Annotated in this window: 16 protein-coding genes; 8 read left to right on the forward strand and 8 right to left on the reverse strand. The window is 54.9% G+C overall.

Annotation, left to right across the window (positions count from 1 at the left end):
• Window positions 1-7: 7 nt before the first annotated feature.
• The 5 genes from OLTU_RS22985 to OLTU_RS23005 all read right to left on the reverse strand — a co-directional run bounded on the left by OLTU_RS22985 (window position 8) and on the right by OLTU_RS23005 (window position 11,283).
• Entirely contained in the window at window positions 8-1,081 is a 1,074-nt protein-coding gene (locus OLTU_RS22985) for a nicotinate-nucleotide--dimethylbenzimidazole phosphoribosyltransferase (protein ID WP_218110212.1), read from the reverse strand.
• Between the two features lie 96 nt (window positions 1,082-1,177).
• Window positions 1,178-3,289, reverse strand: a complete 2,112-nt coding sequence (locus OLTU_RS22990) for an adenylate/guanylate cyclase domain-containing protein (RefSeq protein ID WP_218110213.1) — start codon at window positions 3,287-3,289, stop codon at window positions 1,178-1,180.
• A 35-nt stretch (window positions 3,290-3,324) separates the two neighbouring features.
• Complete coding sequence (locus tag OLTU_RS22995) at window positions 3,325-5,079, reverse strand: response regulator (RefSeq protein WP_141735092.1); 1,755 nt, start codon at window positions 5,077-5,079, stop codon at window positions 3,325-3,327.
• Window positions 5,080-5,109: 30 nt separating this feature from the next.
• Window positions 5,110-10,494, reverse strand: coding sequence for a HAMP domain-containing protein (locus OLTU_RS23000; protein ID WP_141736847.1), 5,385 nt, complete (start codon window positions 10,492-10,494; stop codon window positions 5,110-5,112).
• 69 nt (window positions 10,495-10,563) lie between these two features.
• Window positions 10,564-11,283, reverse strand: coding sequence for a response regulator transcription factor (locus tag OLTU_RS23005; RefSeq protein ID WP_141735093.1), 720 nt, complete (start codon window positions 11,281-11,283; stop codon window positions 10,564-10,566).
• Between the two features lie 266 nt (window positions 11,284-11,549).
• On the opposite strand from OLTU_RS23005, the gene OLTU_RS23010 reads away from it, so the two are divergent.
• From OLTU_RS23010 to OLTU_RS23020, 3 genes are all read left to right on the forward strand, one after another.
• Window positions 11,550-13,943, forward strand: a complete 2,394-nt coding sequence (locus OLTU_RS23010; RefSeq protein WP_176736882.1) for a hybrid sensor histidine kinase/response regulator — start codon at window positions 11,550-11,552, stop codon at window positions 13,941-13,943.
• Between the two features lie 186 nt (window positions 13,944-14,129).
• Entirely contained in the window at window positions 14,130-14,546 is a 417-nt protein-coding gene (locus tag OLTU_RS23015) for a response regulator (protein ID WP_176736883.1), read from the forward strand.
• A gap of 26 nt (window positions 14,547-14,572) precedes the next feature.
• Complete coding sequence (locus OLTU_RS23020; RefSeq protein ID WP_141735096.1) at window positions 14,573-15,007, forward strand: response regulator; 435 nt, start codon at window positions 14,573-14,575, stop codon at window positions 15,005-15,007.
• An 8-nt stretch (window positions 15,008-15,015) separates the two neighbouring features.
• Here OLTU_RS23020 and OLTU_RS23025 read toward each other — a convergent pair whose 3' ends face one another.
• Complete coding sequence (locus OLTU_RS23025) at window positions 15,016-15,465, reverse strand: response regulator (RefSeq protein WP_141735097.1); 450 nt, start codon at window positions 15,463-15,465, stop codon at window positions 15,016-15,018.
• Window positions 15,466-15,695: 230 nt separating this feature from the next.
• Between OLTU_RS23025 and OLTU_RS23030 the strand changes: the two genes are divergently transcribed.
• Window positions 15,696-16,091 (forward strand): RidA family protein, encoded by a 396-nt coding sequence (locus OLTU_RS23030; protein ID WP_141735098.1) that lies wholly within the window; start codon window positions 15,696-15,698, stop codon window positions 16,089-16,091.
• 30 nt (window positions 16,092-16,121) lie between these two features.
• On the opposite strand, the gene OLTU_RS23035 is transcribed toward OLTU_RS23030, so the two are convergent.
• A complete protein-coding gene (locus OLTU_RS23035) occupies window positions 16,122-16,511 on the reverse strand; it encodes a DUF6006 family protein (RefSeq protein ID WP_218110215.1) in 390 nt (129 codons plus the stop codon).
• Between the two features lie 145 nt (window positions 16,512-16,656).
• Window positions 16,657-18,633 (reverse strand): alpha/beta hydrolase family protein, encoded by a 1,977-nt coding sequence (locus tag OLTU_RS23040; RefSeq protein WP_141735100.1) that lies wholly within the window; start codon window positions 18,631-18,633, stop codon window positions 16,657-16,659.
• Window positions 18,634-18,956: 323 nt separating this feature from the next.
• Here OLTU_RS23040 and OLTU_RS23045 point away from each other — a divergent pair, with 323 nt between their 5' ends.
• From OLTU_RS23045 to OLTU_RS23060, 4 genes are all read left to right on the forward strand, one after another.
• Window positions 18,957-19,268, forward strand: a complete 312-nt coding sequence (locus OLTU_RS23045; protein WP_141735101.1) for a hypothetical protein — start codon at window positions 18,957-18,959, stop codon at window positions 19,266-19,268.
• Between the two features lie 262 nt (window positions 19,269-19,530).
• Window positions 19,531-20,958 (forward strand): copper-containing nitrite reductase, encoded by a 1,428-nt coding sequence (gene nirK, locus OLTU_RS23050; protein WP_141735102.1) that lies wholly within the window; start codon window positions 19,531-19,533, stop codon window positions 20,956-20,958.
• Window positions 20,959-20,988: 30 nt separating this feature from the next.
• Window positions 20,989-21,801 carry a formylglycine-generating enzyme family protein gene (locus OLTU_RS23055; protein WP_141735103.1) on the forward strand — a complete coding sequence of 271 codons (813 nt, stop codon included), beginning with the start codon at window positions 20,989-20,991 and terminating at the stop codon, window positions 21,799-21,801.
• Window positions 21,758-22,378, forward strand: a complete 621-nt coding sequence (locus OLTU_RS23060; protein WP_141735104.1) for an SCO family protein — start codon at window positions 21,758-21,760, stop codon at window positions 22,376-22,378. Before OLTU_RS23055 ends, OLTU_RS23060 begins: the two co-directional genes overlap by 44 nt.
• Window positions 22,379-22,478 lie beyond the last annotated feature (100 nt).

Raw genomic sequence — 22,478 nt, forward strand, 5'->3', positions numbered from 1 at the left:
GCGTCCGCTATGCTCCTGATTGCAGTCGATGGGCTGTACTCTCATTCAGGAAACTGCAGGCCGCCTGAACCATGGGAAAGTTGAGAGCGATGCCGCTGCCATCACAAATCAGAGTGTCAAAGCGAGTCAAAGGCTCTATTCCCAGCTCTTTGGCGAGCCAGGTGTCCGCAAAACCCTGGGTGTTTTGAGCGATAATCATATGCGAGGCGCATTCCGGGAAGAGAAGGCTTGCCAGCCACGCCAGGCAGCTGCCGACCAGGCCATCGACCATGACGATGCATCGTTGATGACAGGCCTGAAGAATAGCTCCCAGCGCGGTCGCCATTTCAAAACCGGCGAAGTTCTGCATTTCTTCCAAGGGGCCTTTGACAGGACCGCTGGAGTTCAGAATCGATCGGAGTTTTTTAAGGATCCAGATCAAATCGGTCTGACTGAAAGCCGGGTGATTCTGCAGAAGAGTTTCCAGAGGCAGCGAGCGCAGGCGGGCCAGAAGCATGATGCAGGCCAGTTCAGAACCAACCGATTGAATGCCAATGCCAACGGTATTGCTGGCCTGATTGCGACGGGTTCGAATCAATTCCCGGCCGTTTTTGAGGCAACGCTCCAGTTGCAGACTTGACATGGCTTGATCCTGAGCGAAATTTCGAGTCCCCTTCCCAATTTTCCGCTGAATGATTTTGGGATCTTTCAGTTCGTCGCTGAGTCCGCAGTCGACCAGTCTCAGTTCGATGCGATTCTGCCGACTGAAGATATTCAGCGCACTGTTCCCCGAAATATACTGCCGCACCACATCAATGCTCGCCGTATTCGACCGCTTGCAAAGTCCGGATTCAGCGATGCCATGATCACCAAAGAAGGTGTAGATGATCGGTTGAGCCAAAAAAGGTTTATCGCGATCCTGAATGAGAGCGATCCTGGTTCCTGTCTCCCGCAGATGGGTGGGCAGATCGAAATGCATTAATTTGGCCTGGATGACCTGCTGAATCTCAACAGTTCGGCTCGGCTTGCTGAAGTTAATGGTGAGGTCTGCCAGCATATAGCCCTCTGATCTCAGGTTTAAATCCCAATGAACGTATCGCATTCCATGACAGGTGCTTCGCATTAAATAACGTATTTATCTTAAAATCAACTGTCGGTGGGTGGTGACAAATCATGCACAGCGTAATGTAAAAACGTTTCAACCCGCGAGGTCCAGGGGCTTTCCGTCCGTCTCCAGCGTCAGCACAAAGACATCAACGTCACCGCTGACCCCGCGGAGGCGACGACTCCCGGCGGGCCGAATCAAGGCAGACTGTAAATGTTTGGCGACAGTTGCTGTCAGAAGAATTTGATTGGGCTCCGCTGCGGCTTCAATCCGGGATGCGATATTCACGGCGCTTCCCACAACGGTATAATCCGCGCGACGGTCGCCACCGAAGGTTCCTACGATCGAAGCCCCCTGGTGCACGCCGATGCGCATTTGAAATTCCCATTGAAACTCAATGCGCCAGTCGCGATTGAGCCGTTCGAGCTCCTTCATCATGGATGCGGCGCAGGCCACAGCCCGTTGGGCTTGATCCTCGGTGGAAATATGGGTCGGAGCACCGAAGATAACCATGATGCCATCACCGATGAATTTATCGATGGTGCCGCCGTGTCGAAAGATAACTTCCGTCATCGACGCCAGAAAATGATTCAGGATTCTGGAAACATTCTCGGCTCCCAGCCGTTCGGTGGCCAGCGTGAAACTGCAGAGGTCCGCGAAAAGAACTGTGACGTCGCATCGCTCGGCTGCTTCATTAAAACGCGAACGCCCTTCGGAGATTTCCTGAACCAGTTCCGGGGGAAGGAAACGGCTCAGAACCTGAGTCCGAACGAAGGCGTTCAGGGCCGCGATCTTCAGATTGATTTTGCGAATTCGTAGCAAGGCCAGCACGGTACCCAGAACGCCCAGAGTGAGGAACAGCACCGCCAGGCTTTGCCAGCGATTCATAAGCCTCTGGCTGGCCAGTTCCTTGGCCTGGTTGCGATTGCGTTCCTCCTCCAGGGCCAGACCCATGTTCACGGTCATCTTGCGAAATTCGTTCTTTTCACGTTCTTCGGCGAGATTTTTGTAAAGCTCCGTGTATTGTTCAAGGTGCCCGAGCGCGTCCTTGATTTGACCTTTGGCCTTGTAAATCTCGTAGAGATTCTTTTGCAGTTGCAGCATGAGCCTTTTATATCCGGATTGGGAGACATGCTCCAGCGCCTGCTGAGCAAACGACAGCGCCACATCCCAATTCTTTCGTTCCATTTCAATCTGGGCCACAACCGATTCGGCTTCCCCCTGCCTCATGCTGTCCTTCGCTTCAGCAAAGATCCGTATTGCCCGTCTGGCTTTATCAAGGGCCGCGTCCCACTGTTGGATGCGCATGTCCACCAGGGCAACACTGACCAGCGCCATGGCCTCATCCCAGGTCATATGAAATTCCTGGGCCAGACTGAGATGCGTTTCCACATAGGGTTTCGCCCGTAGACCTGCGGCCTGCCCCTCGTCGCTGCGGAGCCAGGCACGACCCAGATTATGGAGTATTGGCATTCGAATCCAACGCAAGTTGAGCTGCGTGGTGAGCGTGTCCACCTCCTCCAGAAGTCGGATGGCCTTATCATTCTGGTCGAGGTCGTATAAACCCAAAGCTATATAGTTTTTAAGAACCAGGATCTCGTAGTCCTTCAGCTTCAGCGTGCCGTCCAGTTCCTGGGTGAGTTCGTTCATCAGGCGTGAGCCAGCTGCGACGTCTCCTTGGATCATCAGGAGCAGGGCCTTGACGGCCCTCATGCGGGCATGGGATTCCGGCAAATGATACGAGCTGGCTTCGTGGATCAGCCGATCCATCTCAGCGAGATCCAGCTTTTCCTGGTGATAAGCCAGAGCGTATTGAATATCGATGGCTTCGGCATGCAGCTGTTGGGATCGCGCCAGGTCAATGGCCTTGGAATAAATGGGAACCAGATCCACACCACGGGTTCGATGCAAATCCACAGCCGAATCGGAGGCCAGCAGACCATAAGCCCAGACAGCGCGGATCCACTCGATGTCGCCCGCATCGCGTGCCCCTTGCTCCATCCGATCCAGAAGCCCAATCTCAAGGGATTTGGGATGATCGAGACTCGCCAGCAGCACCGCCCTCTTATCGTTCAGATCGGGCAGGGCCAGGGCGCTTTCGATCATGGCGATCCAGAGGCAGAGGCCGAGCACGAGCCTTGCGAGCGTTATTCCTGGCGTTTGTGAAGAAAAACTCAACATCAGAAAAACTATCGGCAACTTCAACACTTCGGAAAAGGTTACATTGACGTAAGAACCTCTCAGCCTGAGAAGCTCGGGCCCGGTTCATGTTCAACAGGCAAGGTAAAATAGAAAGCCGTCCCGCCTTCCCCGGACGACTCCGCCCAGATGCGGCCTCCATGACGATCGATAATTTTTTTACAGAGCGCAAGGCCGATGCCAGTACCAGGGTATTTCGTTTTACTGTGGAGGCGCTTGAAGATGATAAAGATCCGATCGAGATAGCAAGGGTTGATGCCGATGCCATTATCACGAACGCAGAAGCGCCATTCCTTGCCAACCCTTTCACATGAAATCTGGATGATCGGGGGAGCCTCCGCGCGATACTTGAGGGAATTGCTGATGAGATTTTGAAAGAGGCGAACGAAATTCGAGGTGTCCACCCGAAGACTCGGCAAGGGCCCGACGCTGATGGACGCTCCATGTTCGGCGATGGAAACGGCCAAATTATTCATGGCAGCCTCGACCGTTTGCTTGAGGGCACAGGGATCCCGGCTGATCTTGCCCACGCTGACGCGCGACAGATCCAGCAGGTCCTCGATCATGGTCTTCATGCGATTGGCGCCATCCACGATGAAGTCGAGATACATCAGACCGTCACCTTCAAGCTGGGATCGGTAATCCTGAGCCAGAAGCTGGGAAAAGCTCGTAATCTTGCGGAGGGGTTCCTGCAAATCATGGGAGGCTGCAAAGGAAAACTGCTCCAGGTCATTATTCGAACGTGTCAGCTCCCGAATCGCCGACTCACTTTTCTGCCTCTCAAAAGCGATCCCCAGGATATTGCCGACGGCCTGCAGAAAGCTGGTTTCCTCCGCACTGAAAATATGCGGCGAGCAGCTGAAGACACTGAGTGCACCGAACGGCTCGGCCTCGCCATGAATCGCGACGCTGGCCCCGTCGACCACGCCATCCGTCTCCAGCTCGGCGTGAAGCGGAAAGAGCTGGAGGGCGGCCATATCGTGAAAAACAAGCGGCCCCTTGGCCTCATTGTGCATCTGCACCCAGGCATCCGCTGCAATCGGGCAGCTGCAGCGTCCAATCAGATCCTGTTTCCTGCCGAAGCCTGCCTTGACCTCCCAGGCTGTCCCATTCTCATTGAGTCCGGTGAGCAGGCCGATATCCACATGGAGAGTCTGTTGAACCACCGACGCCGCATCCTGCATCAATTCATCATTATTGCGACGCAGCAACGCCAGGCGACTGAGCTGGGCCAGGGCCAGCTGCTGAGCCACGCGCCATTCAAGTTCCCGTTGTGTGGCCGCAGCCTGTTTGCGTTCCGTTAAAGCGCTGCGCTCCATCTCCAGGAGGCGGTACTCCTGCTCGCGTCGCTCATTTTCCAAAAGTTGTGCCGCCTGCCGTTCAATGAGCCTCTTCTGACGAACCAATTGGACAAACACCGTGACCTTGGCTTTGACAACTTCGGGCTCCAAAGGTTTCTGCAGGTAATCGACAGCGCCGATCGCATAGCCGCGGAAAATATCCACCACATCACCGGCCATGGCTGTCATGAAGATGATCGGGATGTCACGCAAGGAGACGATCTGCTTGACCTGGGATGCAAACTCATAGCCGTCCATTTCAGGCATCATCACATCGGTGAGAATGACGGCGAAATCCCCGGATTGCAGAAGCGACAGGGCCTGGGCCCCAGACGTTGCCGTGACTATTGTGTAGTCCTCCTTGGAGAGAAAGGACTCCAGGGCGATGAGATTGGCAGGCTTATCATCAACCAGCAGTATGCTGACGCGGTCATCCGCCTGGAGTGTTGCTGTCATGGTATTCCTCTCTCTCTACGTTCCGCCGATCTACACTGATTTCTGCAAATAGACTTTCTTCTGCATCCATCGATACATGATGGCCAAAAGTTGATCCGGATCCACCGGCTTGGTCACGTAATCCGATGCTCCGGCCTGGATGGCCTTTTCGCGGTCCCCTTTCATGGCTTTGGCGGTCAGTGAAATGATGGGAAGCTCCCGGAAACGCTGATCATCCCGGATCATCTGTGTCGCTTCAAAGCCATCCATTTCCGGCATCATGAGATCCATGAGGATTAAATCAACATCCGTGTTTTCGTTCAGGATGCTGACGGCGACCTTGCCGTTCTCGGCATGAAGCACGTGCATGCCCTGACCTTCGAGCACTGTGTCAATCGCAAAGATATTGCGACTGTCGTCGTCCACGACCAGAATTTTGCGTCCGGTAAAGTCAGCATCCCTGGGCAAGGGAGGGAAGTCCGCCTGATCCTCGGCTTCCGTGCTGTCCTGATTTTGCCCAAGCTCAGCCGTCGCGTATTCCTGCGGCAGATAGAGTGTGAAGGTGCTGCCAAGTTCCGGCAGGCTCTGCACTTCCAGCCAGCCTCCCAGCAAACGGGTGATTTCGCGACTGATGGTCAGACCAAGTCCGGTCCCACCGTATTTCCGGCTCGTGGTGCCATCCGCCTGTTGAAAGGCTTCGAAGATCAGTTTCTGCTTTTCAAGCGGTATGCCAATGCCTGTATCCTTCACCGCAAAAGCCAGCATGCCTTTGTTTGACAGAACCACACCATCGGCGAGTTTGCACTCACTCGGCATCGGCCCAATCGTGACGTGGATCGATCCATTCTCGGTAAACTTGAAGGCATTGGAGAGCAGATTCTTCAGAATCTGCTGCAAACGCGTGACGTCGGTATAGATATGGGCCGGCAGATCCGAATGCATTTCGATCGCAAAATCCAGGTCTTTCTGATCAGCCATATGGCGGAAGGTCCGCTCCAGGTATTCGGCCACATCAGACAGTTCCACATCCTGCGCATGGATCGGCATTTTTCCGGCCTCGATCTTGGAGAGATCCAGGATCTCATTAATCAGAGCCAAAAGGTCATTTCCCGAGGAATAGACGGTGGCTGCGAATTTCACCTGCTCCTGGGTCAGGTTCCTGCTCTTGTTTTCCGCCAGAGTTTTGGACAGGATCAGGAGGCTGTTGAGGGGCGTGCGCAGCTCATGGGACATGTTCGCCAGGAATTCGGATTTGTATTTGGAGATCAGCTGCAACTGCTCAGCCTTCTCCTCGACGCTACGGCTGGCCAGCTCGACTTCCTGATTTTTGATCTCGAGCAGCATGGCTTTATCATTCAGTTCATTCGCCTGAGCCTCAAGCTCGGCATTGGAACGCTTGAGTTCCTGAAGAAGCTCTTCGGTGCGCATGGACGATGAAATCATATTGACGATAACACCGATGGAGTCCATCAGCTGATCGAGGAAAGTCAGATGGTTCTGGCTGAAGACCTTGAAAGAAGCCAGCTCGATAACCGCTTTGATTTCACCTTCAAAGAGCACCGGGAGAACCACCACGTTGCGCGCGGGAGCGTGCCCCAGGCCTGAGGCGATATGGATGAAGTCCTCCGGAACTTCTGAAAGCAGGATGCGTTTTTTCTCGAAAGCGCACTGGCCGACCAGACCTTCCTTGAGCCGGTACGAATGGGCAAGATCCTTCCGCTCAGAAAACCCATAGCTCGCGATAAGGTTCAGCGCGGGCATCCTCCTGTCCTTGTCCGAGCCCTCGACCATGAAGAAAGCACCATGCTGAGCATCGACCAGCGGAGTCAAATCAGACATGATCAGCTGGGCCACCGAGATGATGTTCCGTTGCCCTTGCATCATGCCCGAGAATTTCGCCAGGTTGGTTTTCAGCCAGTCCTGTTCCTTGTTCTTTTGGGTTGTATCCTTGAGGTTGCTGATCATCTGATTGATGTTGTCCTTCAAGGCGGCCACTTCCCCCATGGCCTCGACATTGATGGAACGGGTCAGGTCACCTTTTGTCACCGCAGTGGAGACCTCGGCAATCGCCCGCACCTGAGCGGTGAGATTCCCGGCCAGCTGGTTGACGTTATCGGTAAGGTCGCGCCAGGTACCGGCCGCACCAGGAACCTTGGCCTGACCGCCGAGCTTGCCTTCGATACCGACCTCGCGGGCCACGGTCGTCACCTGATCCGCAAAGGTTCGAAGCGTGTCGGTCATGCTGTTGATGGTTTCCGCGAGCGCCGCCACCTCACCTTTGGCCTCCAGGACGAACTTTTCATTCAGGTTACCCCGTGCGACCGCGGTCACGACTTTCACAATACCGCGCACCTGCATGGTCAGATTCGAGGCCATGAAATTCACATTGTCCGTAAGGTCCTTCCAGGTCCCCGCACCCCCGGGAACCCGGGCCTGGGCTCCCAGTTTCCCTTCGATACCGACTTCCCGGGCCACCGTTGTTACCTGATCGGCGAATATCCGCAGGGTATCCGTCATGCTATTGATGGTTTCAGCCAGAGCTGCCACCTCACCCTTGGCTTCGAGGACAAACTTTTCGTTGAGGTTACCGTTGGCGACGGCCGTCACGACCTTGATAATGCCCCGCACCTGTTTGGTGAGGTTACTGGCCATGAAATTCACATTGTCCGTGAGGTCCTTCCAGGTTCCCGAGACACCTTTCACCTCGGCCTGGCCTCCGAGTTTTCCCTCGGTCCCCACTTCCTTCGCCACGCGGGTTACCTCGGCAGCAAAGGAATTGAGCTGGTCCACCATCACGTTGATCGTGTTCTTCAGTTCAAGGATTTCACCGCGCGCATCTACGGTGATCTTCTGGGACAGGTCACCCTTGGCCACCGCTGTCGTAACCTTGGCGATATTTCGAACCTGGGCCGTGAGGTTGCCTGCCAGGCCGTTCACATTATCCGTAAGATCCTTCCAGGTTCCGGATACGCCCTTCACCTCGGCCTGACCACCGAGTTTCCCTTCGGTACCCACTTCTTTCGCCACACGAGTCACCTCGGCCGCGAAGGAGTTGAGCTGATCCACCATGGTATTGATCGTGTTCTTCAGCTCCAGGATCTCACCCTTCGCATCCACAGTAATTTTTTGCGACAGGTCGCCCTGCGCCACAGCTGTGGTGACTTTGGCGATATTCCGCACCTGGGTTGTTAAATTCGCGGCGAGACCGTTGACATTATCCGTAAGATTTTTCCAGGTTCCCAAAACACCCTTCACATCCGCCTGACCACCGAGCTTGCCTTCGGTACCAACCTCCTTGGCCACACGGGTCACCTCAGCCGCGAAGGAGTTGAGCTGATCCACCATCACGTTGATGGTGTTCTTAAGCTCCAGGATCTCGCCCTTGGCATCCACCGTGATCTTCTGCGAAAGGTCACCATTGGCCACGGCGGTCGTCACGTTTGCGATATTCCGAACCTGGGCTGTGAGGTTGGCCGCGAGGCCGTTGACGTTGTCGGTGAGGTCCTTCCAGGTTCCTGAAACACCTTTCACATCCGCCTGACCACCGAGCTTCCCTTCCGTACCGACTTCCTTCGCCACACGGGTCACCTCAGCCGCAAAGGAACGCAGCGTATCCACCATCGTGTTGATCGTGTTCTTCAGTTCGAGGATCTCGCCCTTGGCGTCGACCGTAATCTTTTGCGAAAGGTCTCCGTTGGCCACGGCTGTGGTGACTTTCGCAATATTTCGCACCTGGGCCGTTAGGTTGCCGGCGAGACCGTTCACGTTGTCGGTGAGATCCTTCCAGGTTCCGGCCACGTCTTTCACATCGGCCTGACCACCGAGCTTCCCTTCCGTGCCGACCTCTTTCGCCACCCGCGTTACCTCGGCGGCAAACGAGTTCAACTGATCCACCATCACGTTGATGGTGTTTTTGAGTTCGAGTATTTCACCTTTCGCATCCACCGTAATTTTCTGCGAAAGGTCGCCTTTGGCCACCGCCGTGGTCACCTTCGCGATATTCCGCACCTGATCGGTCAGGTTTCCAGCGAGGCCGTTCACATTATCGGTGAGATCCTTCCAGGTTCCACCGACACCTTTGACATCCGCCTGCCCTCCCAGCTTCCCTTCGGTCCCGACTTCCTTGGCCACACGAGTGACCTCGGAGGCGAATGAGTTCAGCTGATCCACCATCACGTTGATGGTATTCTTGAGCTCCAGAATCTCACCTTTGGCATCCACGGTGATTTTTTGCGAAAGGTCACCTTTCGCGACGGCTGTCGTAACCTTGGCGATATTTCGCACCTGGGCTGTCAGGTTGCCGGCAAGGCCGTTGACATTGTCCGTGAGGTCCTTCCAGGTTCCCGAGACCCCCTTCACATCCGCCTGGCCTCCCAGCTTTCCTTCCGTACCGACTTCCTTGGCCACGCGGGTCACCTCGGCCGCAAACGAACGCAGATCGTCCACCATGGTGTTGATCGTGTTTTTCAGCTCATAAATCTCACCGCGAGCATCCACCGTGATCTTCTGGGAAAGGTCACCGTTGGCGACGGCTGTGGTGACCTTGGCGATGTTTCGAACCTGAGCCGTGAGGTTGGCGGCCAGACCGTTCACGTTATCCGTGAGGTCCTTCCAGGTCCCTGACACACCCTTCACATCCGCCTGGCCTCCAAGCTTGCCTTCATTGCCGACTTCCTTGGCCACCCGGGTGACTTCCGCCGCGAAGGAGGAGAGCTGATCCACCATCACGTTGATGGTATTTTTGAGTTCAAGGATTTCGCCTTTGGCATCCACCGTGATTTTCTGGGAAAGGTCACCTTTGGCCACGGCCGTGGTGACTTTGGCGATGTTCCGCACCTGGGCCGTAAGATTTCCGGCCAGTCCATTGACGTTGTCCGTGAGATCCTTCCAGGTTCCCGAGACGCCTTTAACATCGGCCTGTCCACCAAGTTTTCCCTCGTTCCCCACTTCCTTGGCCACACGGGTGACCTCAGCTGCGAATGAGTTGAGCTGATCGACCATGGAGTTGACCGTCGTCCCGATGCGGAAAAATTCCCCGCGCACCGGGCGGCCTTCGATTTCAAGAAACATCTTCTGGGATAAATCACCCCGGGCCACAGCGGTGATAACGCGTGCCACTTCATTCGTGGGTGCGACCAGGTCTCCGATCAGTTGATTGACGGACTGAACACTGCTGGCCCACGAACCTTTCGCTGGACCAACCGAGGCACGTTCCGTCATCCGTCCCTCCTGCCCCACGATCTTGCCAACCCGCAGAAGTTCGGTGGACAGGTGCTCGTTCAGACCAATAATGTCGTTCAGAAGTTCGCCGGCACGGCTCAGGATATCGCCCTTGTTATATTCAAGGCGCACCGAGAAATTACCCTGCTTGACGGCCATCAGGACTTCCACGAGGCGTTCGATTTCATCCCGATGCGCCATCGACAGGCTGTCCATGCCTGGATGAGGCACGCTCCGGGTTATCAGGTTTTTTGCTGGTTTCACGTCAACCTCCTCTTTCCGCAGCTAAGCCGCTTCAACCTTGGACGTCCTGGATCCAGTCCGCGGCACAATCAGGCTAAGACCCTTGCCATACTTCGACTGGATTTTGATTTGAGACCCGAGATCACGCAGGACCTTGCGAATCGTGAAGATCTTTTTATCGAGGGCACTGTCACTAACCTTGATGTCTCCCCATACTTTGCAGCGCAGTTCGTCTTTGGTCATAATGATGCCTTGGGCCGCAACCAGGGCTTCGAAAATCTGCGCTTCATAAGGGGGCAGGAATTGTTTTCGGTCGCCTCTCTCAAGCAGCCGGCGCTTGCTTGTGTAGACCACATCACCGATAGGACGAACGGACTCCTGCACACGTTCCGTCATCTCCGCGATGCGCGCCCGCAGACGAGCCTGCAGTTCCGGTTCCTGAATGGGTTTTCGGATGAAATCATGAGCGCCAAGGGCCAGGGCCTGAGCGATCAGTTGACTGGCCGCATCGGCCGTGATCACGATGATGGGACAGGACCACTTCGTTCGCAGAATGGGAATGGCATCCAGGCCCCAGCCTTTGACTCCCAGGTGGATATCAACAAAAAGAGCAACCGGTGCATAGTGATCAGCCCGCGCGAGCAACGTTTCCACCGACACGAAGGGGAGAGAGGTCATCCCCGTCGCGTGTTCGATGATCAGACGAATCGTGGGATCATCATCCAAAGTGATTGTGTAACGCTGCCGATCATGTTGCTCCATGACGGATTTCCTCCAATCAGACCACACTTTCTCTTTCGATCAGGGCAGCCCCAAACCTGAACAGCATCATAATTGCCATGATGTTCTGGGAGTAAGAGGCGTCTTTACCGGGGTTGTAGCCTGTCGGACAGAGTATCGGTCCACGCGACTCTTACGCCATGTAAGCTACGCCGACTCCTGCCTTCAATTTCCAGGGAGCCACAACCGATCGTGTATCAGTGATGTGGGGAAGGACTGGCCTCGTGCACAACCTGGAGGTGGTGAGTATGAATAAAGGCGTCAATCATCTACGGCTTCTCGCGATTGAGGACGATGCGGCCGACGCGAAGCTTCTGCGGTATCATCTGTCAGGCGAAATTCCCTACTTCCGTAGTCTCTACCTTGAAGTTGTCGACAGCCTTGAGGGCGCTCGTCAGGTCCTGGAGTCGGCCTTGTTTGATGCGGTCCTCATGGATCTGAATGTTGCGGATAGCCAGGGCCTGGAGACGTTTACAAGATTTCATGAGGAGCATCCCGCGGTTCCCGTCGTCATCCTGAGCGGTCTCAATGACGAAACCATGGCCATGAAAGCTGTGAAAGCCGGGGCTCAGGATTATCTTCCCAAGGTTGAACTGACCAAATTCAAATTGCTGAAGACCGTATCGTTTGCCATTGAACGCGCCACACTCCTGCGCCAGGCCATTGCCAACCAGGAAGCGGCGCGCACGGCCTCGCAGTACAAGTCAGAATTTCTGGCCCACATGAGCCATGAGATCCGTACGCCCATGAATGGTGTCATCGGGATGACGAGCCTTCTCGCGGAAACACCGCTGTCTCCTGAACAGGAGCAGTACGTCAACACCATTCGAAAATCGGGTCAGCATCTTCTGAGCATCATCAACGATATTCTGGATCTCTCGAAAATTGAAGCGGGCAAGATGCAGCTGGAACCCAACCCTTTCAATATTCGACGGGTCATCGAGGAAACCCTGGACCTTTATGCGGAGATGGCCCATAGCAAAGGCCTGTCGCTTGCCAATATCGTGCAGCCCTCCCTGCCCACGGAATTGGTCGGCGATGATGCACGACTGCGGCAGATTCTGGCCAACCTGGTCAGCAACGCCATCAAATTTACCAGTGCAGGCCAGATCACTGTGCGGGCCGGTTTGGAAGCCCTTGGCCCACCGACGCGGGTCCGCTTTGAAGTTCGCGATACCGGGGCCGGCATCAGCAGGGATAATTGTGCTCAACTTTTTCAGGCGTTCACCCAAATTAAAGGCAGTCCCAAAAATGTTATCGGCGGGACCGGTCTCGGCCTCGCGATCTGCAAAAGCCTTGTGGAAATGATGGGCGGCAGCATCGGTGTGGAAAGCGAGCCAGGCCAGGGGTCCGTCTTTTGGTTTACCCTGCAGTTCGACAAATCGGTCATCCGGCGCAGCGAGCGCGTCGACCTCATCGGCAAACGTGTTCTTCTGGTCTCGGACAATCCAGGCAACGCGAGAATACTCAAAGAGCAGCTCGAATTGCGGGGCCTCGTCTGCAAAACAACAGAGAGCTTCGAAAACGCCCGGACCGAACTTCAGAGGACACAGGAAGCCTTTGAACTTCTGCTTTTGGACGGAGGACTCTGTGATACCGAGGCTGCCGGTTACCACAGGACTCTTCCCGTTCTCATCCTGCTTCCTCCCACGGCTGGGGCAGGACTGGGCCTCTGTTCGGACCAGGTCTTCGAGATGCGAATGCCCCTGAAGCAGGCCGCCCTCTATGAGCAGATTGCGCAAATTTTCACCGATCCAGCCCTGCGCCACGTGGAGATTTCAGCCCCAGTCTCAAAAGCGCCGCGCCCTTTGCAGCCGACCATGCGAGGTTCAGGTCAGCGTATTCTCATTGCTGATGACAGCAGCGTGAACCAGCAGGTCGCAGCAAACATGACCGCGCGACTCGGGTATCAAAGTGATGTTGTGGCCAATGGCTGGGAAGCCGTCAAAGCCATCGAGAATGGTTCCTATGCGCTGGTGCTCATGGACTGTCAGATGCCCGAGATGGATGGATTCGAAGCGACCAGGAGCATAAGGGCCCTGCCCCCTCACAAGAGCAGGATACCGATACTCGCTTTAACAGCCAATGCCCTCTCCGATTATTCCAGGCTGTGTTTTGATGCGGGCATGGACGATATACTCGTGAAACCCATCGTGCTGGACGATCTCCGCGCGGCCTTCCATCGTTGGCTGGGCGAGGGCGAGGTGAAGCCACGTCCGGCCGGGATGAACAAGGATAAGGCCAGCGCAGAGCCCTCGCTGAAGGCTTGCGGCACCGCCATTGATTCCCGGGTTTTTGATGCCTTTTTTAAAGGATCGCCCCACGACTCCACGACGATCTTTGTGGACAAGCTCATCGACCTTTTTGTGGAAATCGCGCCGCCCATCATCGTTCAGATCAATGAAGCCATTGAAGCGCGTGAAGCCCGCGCTCTGGAACGTCATGCTCATAAGCTCAAAGGGACGAGCCGCAACCTCGGTGCCCATCAATTGGCGGCGAGTTGTGAGCTCCTTGAAGAGCTTGGAAGTCAGAACAGTTTTGATGGTGCCCGGGAAGTGACCTCGCGTTTGATGATGCAATTCGAGGCGGCACGGCTTGAGCTTCTCCGCACCTACCGATCCGGGGCCGAACGTGCCTCATGATCCGGGTCTCAATCCGTTCTTTTTCGCCAGATTTCTAGGTTGAAGGTCGGAAAAATTCTCAAAATCAAGTGGTTTACCGGAACCTGGCCACAAAACGGAAGGAACTCGATCCTCAAGAACCCGCGATGGTTCTGCGATAGAGGGATAAGAGGTGCAATGGGTGCACCCGAAATGGAGGTCACTCCTATGAACAGCAATCTGAAGCGTGAAACAGAAGTCGCCCTGAGCTTTCCGCCAGCGCCACGGATCGTTCTCTTTGACGATGATCCCTTCTTCGTCCGCATGATGGAGCAATACGCCAGGCGAAATTACCTGTCCTTGACCGGCGTCTGGAGGATGGACGACATCCCCAGGATTGCGAGGCAGGACTTTGACCTCGCGATTATCGACTATGACCTCGGTGATCTCAGCGGGATCGAAGTGGCTGAATTCCTGGAAGAGGTCTTTGACACGATGCCTTTCATTATGATCAGTCACTCGCAGCGCTGGCCTGATAAAAACCAGCCCTGGCCCCGATCGGTGCGGAACTTTGTTTTGAAAGAAAATGGTCCAGCCATGATCCTGGACACAGCACTTGAAGCTTATGCTTTTTCGAACAGGTGATAACCAACCAGGAGAAGGAGAATGTCATGCTGCATAAAAAGAGTTTGGAGGGGTGTCGCATCATTCTGATCGACGACGATCGATCGTTTGGTCTGATCATGAAACAGTGTGCCATCCAACGCGGCGTCTCGCTCGACTATTTCGAGTCCCTGGCGGATCTGGGTTTTGTTGCCCTGGTTGGAAGTTATGATGTGGCTATTCTTGATTACGATCTCGGAAATATGACGGGCGTTGAGATTGGCGAATATCTTGCGGCGCTGTTCGATCGCATGCCCATGCTCTTGATAAGTGGGACCATGCGAACCCCGAGTCCCGACGAGATCAGGAAGGGCCTTGTCCGACCTTTTTTACACAAGAACAGCGGCTATGATCGCATCCTGACGACCGCTCTGGAGCTTTTCAACTCCAGAGCCTCGACATCGCGGTCCGGATCCAGCCCGGTAGGATTGGGAATCCTATGAGGTCTGGCTCACGGACCGGGCAGCCGGGCCGTGCCAAACCAAAAAGCATAGAGATTCTGGATCGCCTGACGAAGTTGATTGAGGTCTCCGGGCTTGGAAACAAATGCATTGGCATGCAGCGAGTAACTTTTCCGAATGTCCGAGGGAGCACTGGAAGTGGACAGAATAATCACAGGGAGACCAGCCAGATCAGGGTCGGCACGGATCTCGGCCAGCACTTCAGAACCATCCTTCCTGGGCAAATTCAGATCGAGAAGGACGAGGTGAGGTCGGGGCGCATCTGCATAGGCCCCCTGCTGTTTAAGAAAGGACAAGGCTTCCTCGCCATCTTCAACATAATGAAGTCCGAGTTCACTATTGCAACTCTTCAGGATATTTTGGATCAGCAACCGATCGCCTGCATCATCATCGACGAGCAGTATGCTGCCTGGAATCCTGGCTCGACCTGAGTTCGGCATGTCCTACTCCATACTCGAGGGTTCTGCACTCCTTTGAATTCACCACTATCCTAACACGCGTTCGCCTCATGGTCACGCTCACGACATTTCGCATACGCGAAAGCCCCGGCCTGAAAAAAGCTTCGGAAGTGCAGGATTCGAGCAGGCCAGGACCTGATCCCTATTGTTTGGCGCCGCAAGTTCCACTAGCTTACGAGCATCATAGAACCCCATGAAGCGAGGAAGCGAACATGAGTTTTCAACGCGTCAGTTCAGGTGGAATCTGGGAAAAGAAAGTAGGATACTGCCGGGCTTTGCGGGCCGGCAATTTCGTCTTTGTCAGCGGCACGGCTCCGGTCGGCGAGGGAGGGAAAGTCGTGGCGCCGGGTGATGCCTATCGGCAGGCACGCCGCTGCTTTGAGATTGTGAAGGAATCGCTCGCTAAACTGGATTGCCCCTTGTCAGCCGTGGTGAGAACCCGCATGTTTGTGACCGATGTTTCGCGCTGGGAGGAATATGGTCGGGCCCATCAGGAATTCTTTGGGGAATACCCTCCGACAACGGCCATGCTGGGGATTGATGCCCTGGTGGATCCTGAGATGATGATCGAAGTGGAAGTGGATGCGATTCTTCCAGCGCAGAGTTAAGAGGCGGGAGGGCGTTCCGCCCTCCTGGAATCAGTGTCGATTCCAGCAACTCAGGGGATACTGCTTGCCGCGCCACGTGGTTTTACCCACGGCCGTCGTATTGTGGCTGACAAAATCCAGATACCAATTGTCCGGCTCCTGGCCCATGTAACGAATTTTGAGGCGGTTGCCGTTCGTGCCGGGATTGATGCCGAGTCTGACCCACGGTGCACCGTTGTCACTGAACCAGCCAATGGTTTTCACACCCGACGTTGTCGAGCAGATATCGCCGTGACATGACGTCTGCGGATCGTTGACCACCTGCCAAACCATTTTGGCAGGACGTCCATCAATGTTGCAGTCCCACGAGCCATGATACCATTGTTTGGTGATCAGGCCGCCAAAGGCGGAGGACGTGGACAGAGCGAGAATCGGAAGCATTAAATATTTGGCGTAAGAAATTCTGAACATAAGCTTAACCTTCGTTCATGTTGGACAACTCAACAACATGACGAAGACGTGTGAGCCCGGGGTTTACTGCAGATTTTTTTCAGGAGGAGGGGACGGTCACTCGTCCCCTGGTCGATCAATTCCCAGCGGCGCGGGTCGGCGTAGCCGTATGCTTTTCCAGGAACTGAGCCAGTCTCAAATAAAATTCATAGCGGTTGGCATCCTGACTGAATCCATGCCCTTCGGAATCCTTGGCCATCCACTCAAAAGGTTTGCCCGCTTTCTCCAAAGCCTTGCGCAGTTCTTCCGCGTTGGAAAAGGGCACGCGCCGATCATCCTTGCCGTGGGCAATGAAAATCGGAACCTTGATTTGGTCAATATTATAGAGCGCGGAACGCTTTTTCAGATCGTCCTCGTCCGTGCCGAGAGCGCGATCCATATAATCCTCACCGGCATCAAAATTCGCTGTATCGCTGTCACTGCGTTGAATGGTTAAATAAGAAACCCCGACATAGGTCACCGCACAACGGTAGAGGTCGGGTTCACGCACCGCTCCCATGAGAGCCGCATAGCCGCCGTAGCTCCCCCCATAGATCGCCAATCTTTTCGGGTCAGCATATCCTTCTTTGACCAGCCAGTGCGTGGCGTCGGTCAGGTCGTCCTGCATTTTAAGACCCCACTGCTTGTAGCCGGATTCCAGGAATTTCGTACCATATCCACCCGACCCGCGGTAGTTCACCTGCAGCACCGCGAATCCGCGTTCCGCCAGGAACTGCACTTCGGGATCATAGCCCCAGAAATCACGGACGCCGTGAGGTCCACCGTGTACCACCAGCACGGCCGGGAGATTTTTTTGCGGGCCCTTGGGCGGCAGGGTCAGATAACCATGAATGTCCAGGCCATCACGGGCCTTGAATTGCACCGGTTTCATGGCTGCCAGGTTCTCCGGTTTCAACCACGATCTCGAGCGTCCCAGGAACGTGACCTGGCGACTTTTCACATCGATCTTGTAAAATTCACCCGGGTTCTTATCGCTGGATATCCTGAAGATGCCGACGGACTGATCATAAGTCAAACTCACGCCATCAACCCGCTGGTGTTTAAAACTAATTAGAAGGTCGCGATAGAGCTTCATCACCTCCGCATTCGGGTCGATCATTTCGACTTCGGGATAGTCAGGATCATAAATTACGCCGACCAGCCGATCCCCCCGGTCCATGACAAACCCCGTGACGTCCACCTTTGGATCCCCGGAGATCAGTTTGGATTGTCCTGTGGTCAAATCCAGCCGATAGACACCCTCCCTGCCTGTTTCCAGGGACGAAGTCAAATAGAGCACCTTGCTCTTGCTGTCGAGATGAAGAGGCTTCAGATGACCCTTGCCTTTGACAGGATACTGCAGTTTCTCCCACTTGGTCCCACGCCCGAGTCGATAATGAATTTGACTTTCATCGAAGGATTCATCACTGACCTCCAACGCTACGTTGACTTCTCCCTGCTCGTCAGCCAGGAAGAATCCGCGTTCGATCGGCGGCGAGGCCAGCTTCTTTTCCTGACCGTTATTGACGTTGACCTTGACAGCCGTGGGCCGTCCACGGTCCGACCAGTGGTAGCGGGCCATCACCACATGATCAGGATCATTCGGCAGGATCCTCACGAGGTGGTAACTCGCCCGCTGTTTGGCGAAGAAATTTTTAAAATTGCGGCCATTATAATCCACAAAAAAGGTTTGCACATCCCAGTCACGGCCATCGAGGTAACCATATTTCTTGCCAGCCCGCAGGATGAGTCTCGTATTGTTGACCCACTCATAATCCAGGATATGCCGCTCATCATCGAATTGGCCGGTAAAGAGCAGACCTTTGAGATCGCTGGAGAGAATGCCGATCGAATTCACGCCATTCCTGGGATAAAGCGCAGCGATGAAGCGGCCATCCGGGGAGATCTTCAGTTGAGAGTATTCCGCCTCGCGGAAAAAATCCTGCAGGGGCTGATGATTCCCATTGAATCGATCCAGTTCGGATTGGATTTCGCTGGTCAACTGCGCCTTTTGAAAGGTGCAACCCACAAGCCCCATTCCCAGTAGCATAAGGACTATGAACGATTTGCGCACGAGCCGGAACCTCCTTGGTTTATCTCTTAACCCAAACGTCTGAAGATCGGAAATATTGCAGAAAACTTGAGAGGATGCACAGGCTTGTCTCTCATGGGATCAACCCCTCGGTGGGGATTGGGAATTATGGACGCTGGCTGCGCCATATCCCCGGCGCAACCTGTTGGTTTTGCTCCAGGGACGGGCTGCTGCCCCCTCTCCTTGACCAATATTTCCTGCCGGTTCCTATTCCAAGTAACAATGGCTGGTCTTTTGCAAGATCCCTTTCAGTAGGCATCGCCGTGTGATCAATCCCATTTCGATTTTTGGAGGAGGAAAAGTCCATGAGTTATGATTCAAAACGTCTTCGCTTCGTTCTGGTAACGATGGCCAGCGGCCTTTTTCCGTCAACACCGTCATGGGCGGAGCCAACCGATCATGACAACACCGTTTGCGAGAAGCTCGCGGGTGTCATTCACGATCCCCAAATTCACGTTCGCCTGGAATCACGTCCCGATGGTTTCATCCTGCGCATGGATAGTCAGCAGGCCAACAGCCAGACTGCGGCCCGAGCCTTCGCCGTTGAAGTCTTGAAGCAACACAACCTCGCCGTGGAAGTCCCCCATACCAATGGTTATGGTCTCCCTGAACAATGACGAGTCCTGCCGACGGATCGAAACCATGTTGGTTTCGATTCGTCATGCCGTGCGCGAAAAAACTTTTGTTTGCGTCAATTGCCTCACCAAACGGTACTTTCCATTAATTCTTTCTTTCCTGAATCATTCGCTATAATTTATTACTCACGATTTCAACACATTAACGATTGGTGTTTGGTTTGCATGGGACGGGCTGTGGGCGTTGCGCCTCATGGCTCGAACCCGATCGATCGGCCTTAACAACCCTTAACGGAGTTTTCGTATGATCTCCCTCTCCAACCGTCTATGGCATCCCCTCTGGGCTTTAGGAGCCCTGCTGCTCCTGGCGTCCCATCCGCAAAGAGGTTTGAGTGCTGACTTAAAAACGGAAGAGGCAAAACTGACTTTCGCTCCCGAAGTGCCGCCTCCCCTGAATCGGAAGACTCCGGCCAGGGTCATCGTTCATCTGGAAGCGAAAGAGGTTGTATCCCGTCTGGCCGATGGCGTTGACTATACGTTCTGGACTTTTGGTGGCGAAGTTCCCGGCAAGTTCATCCGGGTTCGCGAAGGCGATACCGTCGAATTCCATTTCAGCAATCACCCCAGCAGCAAGATGCCACACAACATCGACCTTCATGCCGTCACCGGCCCTGGCGGTGGTGCCTCGGCGTCCTTTACCGCCCCTGGTCACAAATCCGTCTTTACCTTCAAGACCCTCAATCCCGGGCTCTATATCTATCACTGTGCGACAGCACCTGTGGGTATGCACATAGCCAACGGCATGTATGGACTGATCTATGTCGAACCCAAGGAAGGCCTGCCCAAAGTCGATCGCGAGTTCTATGTGCTGCAGAGTGAATTCTATACCAAGGGCAAATATGGTGAACGTGGACTGCAGGCTTTTAGCATGGACAAGGCCCTGCGCGAGGAACCGGATTATGTTGTTTTCAATGGATCCGTAGGAGCGAGCTCGGGGAACCGTTCGATGACCGCCAAGGTTGGCGAGACCATACGCCTCTTCGTCGGCAACGGCGGTCCCAACCTCGTATCCTCCTTCCACGTAATCGGGGAAATCTTCGACAAGGTCCATGTCGAAGGCGGATCCATGGTGAACAAGGACGTGCAGACCACTCTGATCCCGGCCGGTGGTTCGGCTATCGTCGAGTTCAAGGCCGACGCTCCAGGAACCTATATTATTGTCGATCACTCGATCTTCCGCGCGTTCAACAAGGGTGCTCTGGCCCAAATCAAAGTCGAAGGCAACGATAAAAAGGAAATCTATTCCGGCAAGGAGAAGGATGAAGTCTACCTGCCCGAGGGTTCCGGCATTCAGTCCATCGATACCGGCACCAAGGCCGCGCCTCCAGCCAAAACCAAGGCGGAACGCATCGCTGTTGGTAAGAAGGTCTATGATACCAACTGTGCGGCCTGTCACCAGCCCAATGGCGAGGGCATTCCACGCGCCTTTCCTCCTCTGGCCAAGGCTGATTACCTGAATGCTGATAAAACGCGCGCCATCCACGCCGTCGTACATGGATTGGAAGGCCGAATCGAAGTGAACGGACAGGAGTTTGATAGCGTGATGCCGGCCTGGACTCTGAGTGATGATGATATCGCCAATGTTCTGACCTTCATTTACAACTCCTGGGGCAACAGCGGCAAGGAAGTGACACCCGCTGAAGTGAAAGCCGTCAAGGCCGCGAAGAAATAGCCAGGTCGTGGATCACGGGGGCAGGTCTATATGAACAGTTCAAAGGTTTCCATCATCGCTCTGTTGCTTTGCGGTCCCAACGCCTGGGCTCTGGCCCAGGAAGACAGCTTCATGCTGCAAATTCCAGCGGGCCTTTATGAATCCTTTGTTCCGGAGAAAAAGACGCCGCGGGCCCCTCTCAAGGCCCCGGTCATCCCGGTGGCCGCATTCGCCATCGACAGAACCCCCGTGACCAATCGTCAGTTCCTTCAGTTTGTTCAGCAGAATCCCAGCTGGCAGCGTAACAAGGTCAGCCGGCTCTTTGCGGATCCCAGCTATTTGAATCACTGGGTTGATGAGCGGACTCCAGGACCCCGGGCTCCGGATGCGAGCCCGGTGGTCCACGTCTCCTGGTTCGCGGCCCGTGCCTACTGCCGAGCCCAAGGCAAGCGCCTGCCCACGACCTATGAGTGGGAGTATGTCGCCGGACCCGAATTTTACGGTCGCACGCCGGAGGATCGGGAAAAATTTTTGCAGGTGATCCTGGAGTGGTATTCCCGACCTTCGGCGGCTGTCCTCGGCGCGGTGGGAGCGGGACAGCCTTCTGAACATCGGCTTGGTGTTCAGGATCTGCATGGGCTGATCTGGGAATGGACCAGTGATTTTAGTTCCAATATTGCATCCACCGAAGCCCGCAGTAATTCGGCCCCCGAGGCCGCTGAATTTTGTGGGGCAGCCACCCTGGGCGGAAAGGATCCGTCCAACTATGCAAGCTATATGCGCTTTGCTTTCCGAAGCAGTCTGAAAGGAGGATTTTCCCTTGGCAACCTTGGTTTCCGCTGCGCGCGTGATCGTGCGCCTTAATTTGATGTCTTTTATCCTTTTGCTTTCCACGTTATCGCAAGCTGTCCTGGCCCAGGAGGCAAGCAGGTCGAGCGAACAGGGAAGCCTTCATGAGCTTACCAGCAGCTGGACCGATCAGAACGGCCAGAGATTTGTCTGGAAGGATATGCAGGACAGGATCGTGCTGGCCAGCATGGTCTTCACCAGCTGTGAACAAACCTGTCCGCTGATTATCAGTGAGCTGGCGGCGCTGCAGAAGGCTCTTCCTGAAAAACAGCGAAGCCAGGTTCAGGTTCTGCTCTTCAGCTTCGACCCGGAAAGGGATACCCAGGAACGTCTGGCTCAATATGCCAAGGAAAGAAAACTGAATCCCGACTGGCGTCTGCTCCGGGCTCCGGACGAGGACGTGCAGGAGCTGGCTGCGGTGCTCGGTGTTCGTTATAAAAAAATGCAGACCGGGAATTTCGCCCACTCGAATATTTTTACCGTCATCGGACCCAAGGGTCAGATAGGGCACCAGCAGTTGGAACTTTTCCGTGGTCGCGCGGAGACGGTTGAAGCGCTGCAGGCCCTTCTCAATTCTGCCCCTCGCAAATAATTCGTTTTTGGCAATCGCTTGATCTGCAGCAACGGGCGCGCGGGATAACGAGCAAATCCAACACAAGGCCCCCGGCGCCGCTCCACAGCTGATTTTATCC

This window comes from Oligoflexus tunisiensis (genome assembly GCF_001748245.1).
GTDB lineage: Bacteria > Bdellovibrionota_B > Oligoflexia > Oligoflexales > Oligoflexaceae > Oligoflexus > Oligoflexus tunisiensis.